The 13776-nt window shown below is 53.6% G+C and carries 10 protein-coding genes and 1 riboswitch; of the genes, 2 read left to right on the forward strand and 8 right to left on the reverse strand.

Going from position 1 to position 13776, the window contains the following annotated elements; translation table 11 throughout:
- Positions 1 to 460: 460 nt before the first annotated feature.
- Entirely contained in the window at positions 461 to 1348 is an 888-nt protein-coding gene (murI, locus tag DPA2511_RS19460; protein WP_015855427.1) for a glutamate racemase, read from the reverse strand.
- Entirely contained in the window at positions 1293 to 3140 is a 1848-nt protein-coding gene (gene btuB, locus DPA2511_RS19465) for a TonB-dependent vitamin B12 receptor BtuB (RefSeq protein ID WP_015855428.1), read from the reverse strand. Before btuB ends, murI begins: the two co-directional genes overlap by 56 nt.
- Positions 3141 to 3208: 68 nt before the next feature.
- Positions 3209 to 3405: riboswitch (cobalamin riboswitch) on the reverse strand.
- Between the two features lie 136 nt (positions 3406 to 3541).
- Between btuB and trmA the strand changes: the two genes are divergently transcribed.
- Positions 3542 to 4645 (forward strand): tRNA (uridine(54)-C5)-methyltransferase TrmA, encoded by a 1104-nt coding sequence (gene trmA / locus DPA2511_RS19470; RefSeq protein ID WP_015855429.1) that lies wholly within the window; start codon positions 3542 to 3544, stop codon positions 4643 to 4645.
- A gap of 13 nt (positions 4646 to 4658) precedes the next feature.
- On the opposite strand, the gene DPA2511_RS19475 is transcribed toward trmA, so the two are convergent.
- Positions 4659 to 5030: a YijD family membrane protein gene (locus tag DPA2511_RS19475; RefSeq protein WP_015855430.1), complete on the reverse strand. Its 372-nt coding sequence runs from the start codon at positions 5028 to 5030 to the stop codon at positions 4659 to 4661.
- A gap of 17 nt (positions 5031 to 5047) precedes the next feature.
- Positions 5048 to 5689 carry an HTH-type transcriptional repressor FabR gene (gene fabR, locus DPA2511_RS19480; RefSeq protein WP_153247160.1) on the reverse strand — a complete coding sequence of 214 codons (642 nt, stop codon included), beginning with the start codon at positions 5687 to 5689 and terminating at the stop codon, positions 5048 to 5050.
- A 218-nt stretch (positions 5690 to 5907) separates the two neighbouring features.
- Between fabR and sthA the strand changes: the two genes are divergently transcribed.
- Positions 5908 to 7308: a Si-specific NAD(P)(+) transhydrogenase gene (sthA, locus tag DPA2511_RS19485; RefSeq protein ID WP_026595260.1), complete on the forward strand. Its 1401-nt coding sequence runs from the start codon at positions 5908 to 5910 to the stop codon at positions 7306 to 7308.
- On the opposite strand, the gene oxyR is transcribed toward sthA, so the two are convergent.
- The 4 genes from oxyR to metB form a co-directional block, all read right to left on the reverse strand.
- A complete protein-coding gene (gene oxyR, locus DPA2511_RS19490; RefSeq protein ID WP_015855433.1) occupies positions 7300 to 8208 on the reverse strand; it encodes a DNA-binding transcriptional regulator OxyR in 909 nt (302 codons plus the stop codon). The two genes, sthA and oxyR, sit on opposite strands and share 9 nt — an antisense overlap.
- A 613-nt stretch (positions 8209 to 8821) precedes the next feature.
- Entirely contained in the window at positions 8822 to 9721 is a 900-nt protein-coding gene (metF, locus tag DPA2511_RS19500) for a methylenetetrahydrofolate reductase (protein ID WP_015855434.1), read from the reverse strand.
- Positions 9722 to 10150: 429 nt separating this feature from the next.
- On the reverse strand, positions 10151 to 12586 hold the full coding sequence (locus tag DPA2511_RS19505) for a bifunctional aspartate kinase/homoserine dehydrogenase II (protein WP_015855435.1): 2436 nt from the start codon (positions 12584 to 12586) through the stop codon (positions 10151 to 10153).
- 2 nt (positions 12587 to 12588) lie between these two features.
- Positions 12589 to 13749: a cystathionine gamma-synthase gene (gene metB, locus DPA2511_RS19510; protein ID WP_015855436.1), complete on the reverse strand. Its 1161-nt coding sequence runs from the start codon at positions 13747 to 13749 to the stop codon at positions 12589 to 12591.
- Between the last annotated feature and the right edge of the window lie 27 nt (positions 13750 to 13776).

Raw genomic sequence — 13776 nt, forward strand, 5'->3', positions numbered from 1 at the left:
GACATTACTCACCCGTCCGCCGCTCGCCGGCGGGGAAGCAAGCTTCCCCCCGCTGCCGCTCGACTTGCATGTGTTAGGCCTGCCGCCAGCGTTCAATCTGAGCCATGATCAAACTCTTCAATTTAAAGTTTGATTTGCTTCTGCTCGAGAAGCGGTGCTCAAAGAATTTACTGTTGTTAGTTCGTAATGAATTAACTGTTGTTCACTCTTCAAGACTTTCAGTTCTTTCGTTCCGAAGTGTCCTGCGAGTGCCCACACAGATTGTCTGATTAATTGTTAAAGAGCAGTGCGACGTTTCTCAGTCGCGGGTCGAACATGTTATTTCAACCCTTAAAAATGTCAAGCGATACATGCTTGATACTTTACTAAAACTTCCAACGAAATTCACCGTTTCCGTCTCAGTGGTGGCGCATTATAAGGACTTATTTGAGCCTGACAAGCACTAAATTTAAAAACAAACTCATTTGCCTAATATTTGCTCGTCAACCTGTAAAAGCGGCAATTTTTCCAGCAAATGAAACCCATAACGCTGTAATACTGGCCACAGCGTTGCGACTTTTGGCGTGATCGCCAGGCAATACACCAGATTTTTTTCCTTCGATAGAAAAGGATTTTCCAAATGTTTCACCAGCCACGCCGTGCGTCGGGCAATGGCGGCACCTGAATCAACCAACCGTGTCCCCTCCGGCAAAGCCTGCTGCAGTTCATTCGCTAATAATGGAAAATGCGTACATCCCAACACAACCGTATCGGGCGGTTCCGGCAATTTCAGCCAAGGCTTGAGGATTTTCCTCAGTGCATCGATAGGCACCTCGTCACCTTGTAACTTGGCCTCGCCCCACTCCACCAACTCCGACGATCCCAAAGATAGAATCGTACAATCATGGGCGAATCGTGAAATCAATTCGTGGGTATACGGACGTTGCACCGTCGCGCGCGTCGCCAATAAACCAACAACGCCGTTACGGGTCAGTTTTGCCGCGGGTTTGATCGCGGGAACGACGCCCACGACCGGGAAGTTGAAGCGCGCCCTCAATGCTGGCAGGGAAATCGTACTAGCAGTATTGCAAGCGATAACGACTGCTGACAAAGGATGCTGTTTTTCAACTGCGTCAACGATCGAGACCACACGCTCAATGATAAATTGCTCCGGCTTTTCCCCATAAGGAAACGCCTCATTATCGAACGTGTAGATATAATGCAAATCCGGCAACAATTTGCGGATTTCTTCATAAACGGATAGACCGCCCACACCGGAATCAAAAATCAGTACGGAGGGGCGGGCAGGTAAATCAGAAACTATAGCTTCCGGTGAGATAATATTCTCGACCTGCGGTTCGGTAGCCATACACTGTCTCATAATTCTTATCGAACAGGTTGGCGATTCTACCACGAACTGTCAGGTGAGAGGTGACTGGATATGACACCGCCAGATCCCAAACGCTAACACCACCCAGCTTCATCGTTTCAAAGGTATTAAAATCCTGATCGGTACGATCACCCAGATAGTGATAAGTCACCGTCCAATCCAAGGGCTCCCAGCGCCAATCCAAATCATATTTAAACTGCTGGCGGGCTCTTCTTGTCAGGCGTTCATTCGTTTCCGCATTTCTGGCATCGATATAGTCGTAGGACAATTTATGTGCAACAGGCCCTGTATCAAACGACGCAGTGGTTTCAATCCCTTTAATGAGCGCTTTACCAATGTTGAAATACCGACTGTTGACGCTGTCGTACTGAATCAGGTTGTCCACGTCATTACGATAAGCGGACACATGCCAGTTGACCGCTCCGGTCAGGCCTTCAATTCCACCTTCCAGCTGTTTGCTTTCCTCCGGCTTCAGGTTGGCATTACCGATGGAGCCATATAATTGCCCAAGATTAGGTGACTTATATGCGGTGCCGTAAGACGCCAACAGCCTATATCCTTGAGTGAACTCCCACGCAGTCCCGGTTTGCCAGGTAGAATGTTGTCCGAATTGCGAATTGTCATCACTACGCAACGATCCTTCGAGCGTTACCGGCCCCAGCAATTGCTGAGTGGTCGCATACACCCCGGTATTGCGGAGTTCAGACCCTCGCTCGACGAAATTGGTGTTCGGCGTAGTCGTTTGCTTCTGCCAGTCAACGCCGGTACTGATATTGCCTTTACCAACCTGAACGCTGTTGCCCCACTGCACGTTGTACTGCTGTATGTCGTCCAGCGTGGCCCAGCTGCTGGAACGGCCGCCCAATTGATCGTAGTTGTAGTCCTTACTGTGGCTATAACTGGTAATCAATTGCGAAGCCCAAATCCCTCTCTGGTAACGCAACCCGGTATTCCAGGTCTGGCTATAAAGCTGGCGTAAATCCCAGGGGGAACCGTCATAAGCAGTACGATTATCGAAACCATAGCCGCGCACAAAGCCGCTTACTGCATCGCTAAACTGGTGTTCTACATTGCCGTACACCGCTTTGCTCATGAAACCGTCACGATCCGGCTGGGCCGAGGTACCATAGGCATCAGGCAGGTTGGCCACCACATCAAACCCTTTGGTATAGGTATAATTACCAGCAAACGTCCCTACAGTACGGCTCCCCAGATTCTGCTGGGTGGAAGCATCATAGGTTTGATAGCCATTGGAACCCATCCCGGCAGAAAGCGTCGTACCGTTCTTCTCGCGCGTCGTGATGATATTGATGACCCCGCCAATCGCGTCAGAACCATACACGGCAGAACGCGGCCCACGGATATATTCCACCTTCTGAACCAGAGAAATCGGGATCTGGCTGATGTCGGAAGAGCCACTAACCCCCGCCTGATTCAGGCGGATACCATCAATCAACACCAAAACATGGCTGGACGCAGTACCACGAATAAACAGCGAGTTGGTCTGCCCCAGTCCGCCATTTTGAGCAATATCCACCCCCGGCAGACGACGCATCACGTCCGTCAAGCTTTTAGACTGCCAGCGATCGATATCATCTCGCGTCACCACCGTTGTTGGCGCCAGCACGGAAGACACCGGCTGAGGAAAACGATTGGCGGTCACGACCATAGCGTCACCACTGTCCTGTTGTGTGTTATCGCTACCTTGCGCCCACCCCGAAAATGCCGTGGCCATCATCGCCGTCAGCAGTGTTATTTTTTTATTAAGCATGTAAGAAGCATCCAAACTGAATTGGCAGGATGCCGCACCTCATGATCGATAGCACGCGATGACCATGAACATTGCGACGTATACCGGCAGGTTTTCGGGCTCGGGTACAGCGGCGCAAGCCGCACGGAAACGACGACTTCCCACCCAAGAAGGCAGTGTCTGCATCATGCTGTCGTTCCCCATTCCCCTCACCGCTGCGCGTCAGCTCCAGGATTTCACTGGATTCCCTTTTAACTCGCCAGGCAAGGCCGGACGCTCATGCTACGATCGGGCGGTGTGGAAGTCTAGACTTCCATTTATTGAATACAATAAATCACGGCTACAAAACTGGACATCCCCCTCATATGCCCTACAATCGCCGCCGTACAATTACTTTAGCTGCTTTTTCAGACGGGAAAATCATGACGCCATCCACTTTGCCTATCGATCAATATGACGCCCAGCTTGCAGAGAAAACCGGGCGGCTTAAAGCAATGATGGCGTCATACCATGCCCCGGAACCGCAGGTATTCCGCTCACCAGTCAGCCACTATCGAATGCGTGCCGAATTCCGTATCTGGCATGACGGCGACGATCTCTACCACATCATGTTCGATCAGCAGACTAAACACCGTATTCGGGTCGATCAGTTTCCAGTCGCCAGCGAGCTTATCAATCGTCTGATGCCGGCATTGCTGAATGCGCTACGTCCCCACCTAACACTGCGCCGCAAACTGTTCCAAATCGACTATCTCTCTACGATGAGCAACGAAATCGTGGTATCGCTGCTCTACCATAAGACTTTGGACGATGAGTGGCGGCAGCAGGCAATCGCATTACGCGACCAGCTACGCCAGCAGGGCTTTAATCTGCAACTGATTGGTCGGGCGACCAAAACCAAAATCTGTCTCGATCACGATTATGTAGATGAATGCCTGCCGGTTGCGGGCAAACAGATGGTTTACCGGCAGGTGGAGAACAGTTTTACCCAACCCAACGCGGCCATGAATATCCAGATGCTGGAATGGGCGTTGTCCGTAACGGAAGGCTCCAAAGGCGACCTGCTGGAGTTGTATTGCGGAAACGGTAACTTTTCACTGGCGCTGGCGCGAAATTTTGAGCGGGTGCTGGCGACGGAAATCGCCAAACCTTCGGTGCAGGCAGCGCAGTACAACATCACCGCTAACCAGATCGGCAATGTCCAGATTATTCGCATGGCGGCGGAAGAGTTTACCCAGGCGATGCGCGGCGTCAGGCAGTTTAACCGGCTGGAAGGCATCGACCTGGCCAGTTATCGTTGCGATACCATTTTTGTTGATCCGCCGCGCAGCGGCCTGGATGAAGAAACTGTACGACTGGTGCAGGAATATCCGCGCATTCTGTATATTTCCTGCAACCCGGAAACACTGTGCGCCAACCTGGCGACACTCACCCAAACCCATCGTGTCAGCCAGTTGGCGCTATTCGACCAGTTCCCTTATACCCACCATATGGAATGCGGGGTACTGCTGGAAAAACGCACCTAATCCGCCATGCCGGTCAGCGGTTTTCGGAATCCGCCGCAGCTTTGCGGGCTCTTAACCGGATCACCAGCCAAAGCGCCAGTACGGCGCAGAGGGTCGACGGCACAAAGTTGGAACCGATTTGCGGATACTCGGCACGCACAATCGCGCTATACAGCAGCAGCCCGAACAGAAAACTGGCGGCGGCCAACAGCGGAACGCCTTCCGGCATCGCATAATGCTGATAGCGCTGGTGCAGGCAATACACCGCCAGCACCATGGCGATTAACGGAAAAATGGAAAAAGGCACAATCGAACTGAACAGCGCGGTAAAAGAACCATTTACGGACAAACCAGCCACCAACGCCAGAAACAACGTACTTTTCTCGGAACCTGCCTGCTCTGCCATGATGTCTCCTCGCTCAATCAACGTTCAGGGCTGGGAACGCCCTGACTCTGCTCTCTCCGGTACCAGTAATAAGCCCCTTTCGCAATCATCCGCAATTGCAGCACTAGCCGTTCTTCCAACTGGCGCCGTTGCTCCAGGCCGACATCCAACGCTTCAGCGCCGGCGCTGAACACAATGATGACCATCGCTTCCGCCTGCGCTTCGGCAAAGCTACGGGGAATATGGTTTTCAACTTCAAGATAATCCGCCAGTTCAGCAATGAAATGCTGAATTTCTCTAGCGACTGCGGCACGAAATGCTGCCGACGTGCCAGAGCGTTCACGCAGTAACAATCTGAAAGCATTAGGGTTATTACCGATGAACTCCATAAACGTCGCCACCGACGTTTTGATCACGCTGCCACCGCTTTTCGCAATGCGCTGACGAGCTTGCCGCATCAATTGACGCAGCATCAAACCACTCTCATCCACCATAGTCAGACCCAATTCATCGACATCACGGAAATGGCGATAAAAAGAAGTGGGTGCAATGCCAGCCTCGCGGGCGACTTCGCGAAGACTCAGGCTAGCAAAACTGCGTTCAGCGCTAAGCTGGCTGAATGCCGCCTCGATGAGAGAACGACGAGTCCGTTCTTTTTGTTGTGCTCTGACACCCATTATCCTGACCAACGTTATCTGTTCTCCTTTCAGGACGAGGACTATAACAAACTTTATCTGCCATCTACCGGTTATTCACTACATACTGCGTCAAAGCCTGCCATAGTAAAAGTATGCTGCCTATTTCCCACATAAATGAAGGGGATTATTGGGTTATTCCCTTGCCGATGTTAATATCGCGTTACCTAATTGTATAAAAACAGGTGTGTCCTACCATGACCATACAACAACAATACGATTACGATGCCATAGTGATTGGCTCCGGGCCCGGCGGTGAAGGTGCGGCAATGGGATTGTCCAAGCAAGGCGCCAAAGTCGCCGTCATAGAACGGCACTACAACGTAGGCGGCGGCTGTACACACTGGGGAACCATCCCATCCAAAGCTCTCCGTCACGCAGTCAGTCGTATCATCGAATTTAACCAGAACCCTCTCTACAGCGATAATTCCCGCGTTATCAGTTCTTCGTTTTCTGACATCCTGCGCCACGCCGGCAGTGTAATAAACCAGCAAACCCGCATGCGCCAAGGGTTCTACGAACGTAACCACTGCGATCTGTTTTCCGGCGAAGCGAATTTTATCGACGCGCATACCCTTGCAGTCCGCTATCCGGATGATACGCACGACACCTTGACGGCAGAAAACATCATCATTGCAACCGGTTCTCGCCCTTACCACCCGGCAGAAGTGGACTTCACTCACCCACATATTTACGACAGCGATTCCATCCTCGAGCTGGATTATGAACCCCGCCACGTCATCATTTACGGCGCCGGGGTAATAGGTTGCGAATATGCGTCCATTTTTCGCGGTCTGAACGTAAAAGTGGATCTGATCAATACCCGTGATCGTCTGCTGGCATTTCTTGATCAGGAGATGTCGGACGCGCTGTCCTATCACTTCTGGAACAGCGGCGTGGTCATTCGTCACAACGAAGAGTTTGAGCGAATAGAAGGGGTCGACGACGGCGTCATCGTTCACCTGAAATCCGGCAAAAAAGTCAAAGCGGATTGTCTGCTTTATGCCAACGGCCGTACCGGCAATACCGAGAATCTGGGGCTGGAAAATATCGAGCTGGAAGCCGATGGGCGTGGCCAACTCAAAGTCAACAGCATGTATCAGACCGCGTTGTCGCATATCTACGCTGTCGGGGATGTGACAGGTTATCCAAGTCTGGCATCCGCTGCTTACGACCAGGGGCGCATCGCCGCCCAAGCGATTACCAAAGGCGACGCCACCGCCCATCTGATCGAAGATATCCCTACCGGTATTTACACCATTCCGGAAATCAGTTCCGTCGGGAAAACGGAACAGGAGCTGACCGCAATGAAGGTGCCGTATGAAGTGGGCCGCGCCCAATTCAAGCACCTGGCGCGCGCGCAGATTGTCGGCATGAATGTGGGAAGTCTGAAGATTCTGTTCCACCGGGAAACCCGGAAAATTCTGGGAATTCACTGTTTTGGCGAGCGAGCGGCCGAAATCATCCATATCGGGCAAGCCATCATGGAACAGAAAGGCGAAGGGAACACGATCGATTACTTCGTCAATACCACGTTCAACTACCCGACAATGGCGGAAGCCTATCGGGTAGCCGCATTGAACGGTCTGAACCGATTATTTTGACAGCATCTCCATCTGATGCTGCATGTGTTCGCGAACAGCGTCCGCCAATTGTTCATAGCGGCCTCGCAGCGGCGAGCCGGGGCGATACACCAATGCAATGGTGCGTTTCGGCTCAGGCTTATAACAGTTCAGATAGCACACACCGTCCCGGATACGCTCCCGCGGTACTGATAACGACGGCAGCAGGGTAATACCGCTGCCGGCCGCAACCATGTTGCGTAGCGTTTCAAGGCTGGTCGCGCGGAAATGGGTATCTTCATCGGCGCCGGCCTGGAAACAGAACCCCATGGCCTGATCGCGCAGACAATGACCATCCTCCAGCATCAGTAATTTCTCGCCCGCCAGATCGGACATAGCGACGCGCTCACGATTAGCCCAGGGATGATCCTGATAGATAGCCAATTTCATCGGCTCGTCGAACAGCGGTACCTCGATAAACGCTTCAGATTCTTTCACCATCGCCAGAATCGCACAGTCCAGTTTGCCGCTGTCGAGCTGGGCCAACAGTTGATGGGTTTGGGCTTCATGCAGATACATCTCCAGTTTCGGAAAGGTGTGATGCAACATGGGGATGATATGCGGCAGCAGATAAGGGCCGACGGTAGGAATCAGGCCGATATGCAACGGCCCGGACATGGTTTCGCCTTGCTGGCTGGCCATCTCCTTCAACACTTTGACCTCCCGCAGCACCGTTCTTGCCTGCTCGACCAGCAATAGCCCCGCCTGAGTAAACAGCACCTTGCGACTGGTTCTTTCCAGCAGCATCACCCCCAGCTCATCCTCCAGCTTGCGGATCTGCCCGCTCAGAGTCGGCTGACTGACATGGCAAGAATCCGCCGCCCGCCTAAAGTGTCGATGTTCTGCCAATGCCACCAGATATTCTAAGTCCCGAATGTTCATGCCCTAAATCTCTCCATAATCATGATAGCCTCTAGCGATAGATAGGATAGCAACGAACGATTATCTCTATCAACATTTAGAGGAAATAATACCCTTAAATCAACCAAATTCAGGTGCGATAGATCTGGAAGAAACAGGGAGTTTCAAATTCAGCGACAGCAAATGTCCTTAGCTTACAGACGGTGAAAACTCCGCCAGAGGATCGACAGCTCGAACGCAACAACCAATGCACATACGATCACCCTAAAAGGGCCGTATTTTATTCTTCACCAGGGGACTTTTTATGTACGCCGGCTCTTCCAGCCATTTGTCACGCTATAACGACAAGGCTGGCGTGTTCAAGCGGCAATATTTGGGATATGTCCACGAATGGCTCTTTTGTGATGAACATCGGTGAAACCCGATAAAAGGCTGGAATCATCATACACATTCATGAATAGAAAAGAGAGTCGACTGAAAACTAGCGGCAGATTGGAGCAATACGCTGAAATATTGTGGAACCGCTGCTGCTGACGAAACGATTTTGACAGCTAGCGCAAGTTAGCGAACCAGACCCTTTTAAGAAAGCCAACGAAACTTTGGCGGGCTACGGCCCGCCGTTTTTTTATCGACATCAAGCCTGCGGCGACGCTGGACGAACCCCCAGCGTATGGCAAATGGCGTAGCTCAGTTCCGCACGGTTTAACGTATAGAAATGGAAATCCTTCACACCCTCGCGACTGAGGATCTTCACCATATCCATCGCGATAGAAGCGCCCACCATCTTGCGGGTTTCCGCATCGTTATCCAACCCTTCAAACATCGTGGTCATCCAGTTCGGTACCCGCACGTTAGTCATGGTGGCAAAGCGCTGCAACTGCTTGAAATTGGACACGGGCAGAATGCCGGGAACAATCTCGACGTCGATCCCGGCTGCGACGCAGCGGTCACGGAATCGCAGATAAGATTCGACATCAAAGAAAAACTGGGTGATGGCGCGGCTCGCGCCGGCGTCAATCTTACGCTTCAGGTTGATCAGATCCGCCTGAGCGCTTTTGGCTTCCGGATGCACTTCCGGATAAGCGGCCACAGAAATATCGAAATCGCCGACATCTCTCAGCAAGGCGACCAAATCCGCCGCATACATGTCAGGCTTACCCCCGCCGGGCGGTAAATCGCCGCGCAACGCCACAATATGTCGAATACCGCTCTGCCAATAATCCTGAGCGATAGCGCGCAATTCTTCACGGCTCGCGTCAATGCAGGTCAAATGGGGAGCCGCTTCCAGACCGGTACGCTCCTTGATGGCCTTGATGATACTGTGAGTACGATCGCGCTCGCCGGAGTTGGCGCCGTAGGTCACGGAAACGAACTTGGGCTTCAGGCTGCTCAGGCGATCGATAGAGTGCCACAGCGTTTCTTCCATCTCGCGGGTACGCGGCGGAAAGAATTCAAAGGAAACATTAATGCGGCCTTGCAGCTCAGCCAGATTCTGGTTCAGCGCTTCCTGATGGTTCGCGTGGAAAAAGCTCATATCCTTACCTCGATTCGCCTCTGTTTCGGTTCTTTTTCGATAAACGTCTATACGTTTAGACGTCCATATAGAAAATGACCGAATCACCACGAAGAGTCAACGCTTTTCAACGTACAGCATGCTGATGTTTGCTCATGAAAGTTGAAGAAAATTCATCATGCCGTGCCTGATGACAAACTTGGCTGTCTTCATCAAACGGTGATAACGGCATGGATGCGTAAAGCGTCCGCGCCTGGGATGGCGCGGTGCGCGCTGACAGCTACCGTCTTGAACGTCAAAGGAGGAACCGGCCGCGCCTTTACGATCCATCCATGATCGCCGCTTACCGCACGTTGTCGGCAACTTCACCTGAAACCAACGGTTTCAGGTTTTTTATAGCGGGCTATTACGCCGCGTGATGTTGCCGCGATCGCACTCCCGGCATCAGCACTACAAAAGTTGCGCCAGACGATTAAGGTCGGACTGAATCGCCCCTGCTGTCACATCGCGTCCAGCGCCTGGCCCGCGAATCACCAGCGGGTTATCACGATACCAGCGGCTCTCAATGGCAAACACGTTATCGCACGGCAACAACGACGCCAGCGGATGATCCGGACGTACCGCCTCTACACCGACGCGCGCCTTGCCATTGACGTCGAACCGTGCAACGTAACGCAGCACCAGTCCCAGCTCGTTGGCCGCCTCCAGCCGTTGCAGCATCTGTTCATTAAGCGACTCGCTGTCCTCAAAGAACTGATCCACCGACCCGTCTTCACATCCCGCAGGCACCAGCGATTCCACCCGAACCTGATTCGGCTCAATCTCGTATCCCGCTTCGCGCGCCAGAATCACCAGTTTGCGCATTACGTCCTGGCCGGAAAGATCCACCCGGGGATCAGGTTCCGTCAGCCCTTGCTGCCAGGCCTGATCCACCAAATCGATAAAAGGCGCCGTGCCGTCAAACTGCAAAAATAGCCATGAAAGCGTCCCGGAAAAAATACCGCTGAGCGCCAGAATACTGTCCCCGCTTTCCCGCAGGTCGCGCACCGCATAGTTCACCGGCAACCCGGCACCGACCGTAGCGTTGTACAACCAGTGACGCCCCGTCTTGGCGAATGCATCGCGAATCTGGCGATAGTTATCCCCGCCGGATGCGCCGGCCAACTTATTGGCGCTGATAACGTGAAAACCATAACTGGCAAAGTCCAGATAAAGATCCGCCACCGACTGGCTGGCCGTCACATCCAGCACCACCAGATCGTCATAAGGATGCGCACGCATCCACTGGAACAGTTCCTCATCGTCGCGTTCCAGGGCTTCATCGTTAAAGAAAGCCAGTACACGGCCGGCATCCAGCCCGTCGTAATTCAGCAGACTGCGCGAACTGTCCACCACGCCGGCCAGCAAAAACTCAAAACCGGTTCGGGCAGAGATCAGGCTTTGCTCGCGAGCAAACAGCTCCAGCCAGCGGGAACCGATATTTCCCTTGCCGAATAACACCAGACCGATACGTTTCTCCGCCCGGAACAGAGAATGGTGCAAACCGCGCACCAGATGCTCGGTAGGGCCGACGCGCAATACAGCGGCCAGGCTGATGTCGTCCTCGGCCTGACAGATAAATTCAATCGGCTGATCTTTTAGCTGCTGATAGAAACGGTGGCTATGCAACGGATTGCGGCATACTCCGGCGCCAACTAATGCCACCAGCGCCAGACCTTCGCGCAAAGTAAGGTCGACAGGCAAAGCCGCTTGTTCAAGCACCTGCCAGGCGCTGTTGACGACTTCGGAGGTATAACAGAGTTGCAGTTGGTTGCGATCCTGATGCGCGCCGGTCGCCAGCGGCCTGACCTGCGCTTTTTTCAGCAATTGCTCCACATCATGCAGTATCAGTTGGAAATCGTGCGCGGAAGGCACATTCACTTCGATCAGGCAGACATCATCATGACTGGTGACGATCTTCGCGCCGGTACCGGACGCCAGCACTCGTTCAATGCGGGTCGAGCCCTGTTCCGGTTGATAGCTGCAACGTAGTTGCAAGTCGATATCGCTGCCGGAAACCGGCTGTAATGTGCGGGTATGCAACACCGGCGCCGCCAGACGCGCCAGTTCGCTGGCTTCATCCAAACGCAGCAACGGCAGCAGGCAGGCATCCTTAACCTTGCGCGGATCCGCACTGTACACGCCGGCTACATCACTCCAGATCGTTACACGTTCAACTCCGGCCAGCGCGCCGATCTGCGTCGCGGAGTAATCACTACCGTTACGCCCCAGCAAGACCGTTTCACCTGCCTCGTTACGGCTGATAAAACCGGTGATGACCAAACGTTGCCCCGCGTACTGCGTCAGCAACTGCTGCAACAACGGCCAGGAACGCCCTTCATCCACCTGCGGTTGCGCCGCACGTTCCGCACGCAGGAACGAACGGGCATCCAGCCAGGTTGCCGGCAGATTTTTCTGATCCAACACCGCCGCCATCAGGCGCGCAGACCAGATTTCACCGTGCCCGACTACTTCGGCATACACTGCATCGGTGATTTTTCCGTCCAGTAACCCCGCCAGATACTCCAAATCGCGAATGAAAGCATTCGTCAACGGCGCAGCGACTTCCGGCGGCAACAAACCGGCGATCAGGTCACTCTGATAGCGGCGCAGCGCCTGCTGCACCTGATGTGCGGAAATTCTGTCGGACTGGCTGAACGTCAGCCAGCTAATCAGTTGGTTGGTGGTACTGCCCGCTGCGGAAACCACCATCAAATCACCGGGTCGGCTGTAGTCGGACATCACACCGGCGACGCGCTGATAACACTTCACATCCGCCAGACTGCTACCACCAAATTTATGCAACTGACGACCCGTAACGGCGCCAGCTATCCCCAAAGCACTCATTCTTACCTCTTGGCTGCGTCCTGAAACGCTCTGTCCAAATCGGCAACCAGATCGTCGCCGTCTTCAATCCCTACCGAAATACGCAACAGTGTTTCCGAAATCCCCGCTGCGGCACGCGCTTCCGGCGCCATACCTGCGTGAGTCATGGTAGCGGCATGAGAGATCAGGCTTTCCACGCCGCCCAACGATTCCGCCAGCGTAAACAGTTCCAACGACGCCAGGAAACTGCGCAAGGTTTCTTCATCCCCGTCCAGTTCGAAACTCAACATAGCGCCGAAACCGGACTGTTGACGACAGGCGATCTCATGACCGGGATTTTCCGGCAAGGAAGGATGATACAGTTTTTTCACCAACGGCTGCCGCTGCAAATATTCCACAATCTGTAGGGCGTTTTTCTGCGCCGCCGCCATACGCGGCGACAGCGTCCGCAGGCCGCGCAACAGCAGATAGCTGTCGAAAGCGGCGCCCGTCACGCCGATGTTGTTGGCCCACCAGGCCAGTTCAGTGACCACGTCCGGATCTTTGGCGATCACGGTACCGGCCACGACATCGGAGTGGCCGTTGAGATATTTGGTACAAGAGTGCACCACCAAATCGGCGCCCAACCTCAGTGGGTTCTGCAATGCCGGGCTCAGGAAGGTGTTATCCACGACGCTGACCGCGCCGACTTCGCGTGCCGCCTGACAAATCGCCGCAATATCCACCACGCGCAACAGCGGGTTACTCGGGCTTTCCACCAGCACCAGCTTCGGTTTTTCGGCCAAAGCGGCTTGCAGTTCTGTCTGATTACCCTGATCGACGAACCTCACCCGAAATGCGCCGCGGCGGCTCAGACTGTCAAACAGGCGATAACTGCCGCCGTAGCAGTCATGGGGAGCCACCAGCAAGTCGCCAGGACGCAAAAACACCGTGCAAACCAGCAGAATCGCCGACATACCGGTATTGGTCAAAACCGCGCCCGCGCCGCCCTCCAGCTCAGCCAGCGCACGTTGAACCACGTCACGAGTCGGATTGCCACGCCGGGAATAATCATGTGTGCGGGGCTGATTGAAACCCGTGAAGTTATAGGTGCTGGAGAGATGAATCGGTGGGACAACACAACCAAACTGCTCGTCATTGTTCAACCCACTGCGGACTGCGATAGTAGCCTGTTTACGCGTCATCGGTGCCTTTCCTGACTGAACTGAAGT

Source organism: Musicola paradisiaca NCPPB 2511, assembly GCF_000400505.1.
Taxonomy (GTDB): domain Bacteria; phylum Pseudomonadota; class Gammaproteobacteria; order Enterobacterales; family Enterobacteriaceae; genus Musicola; species Musicola paradisiaca.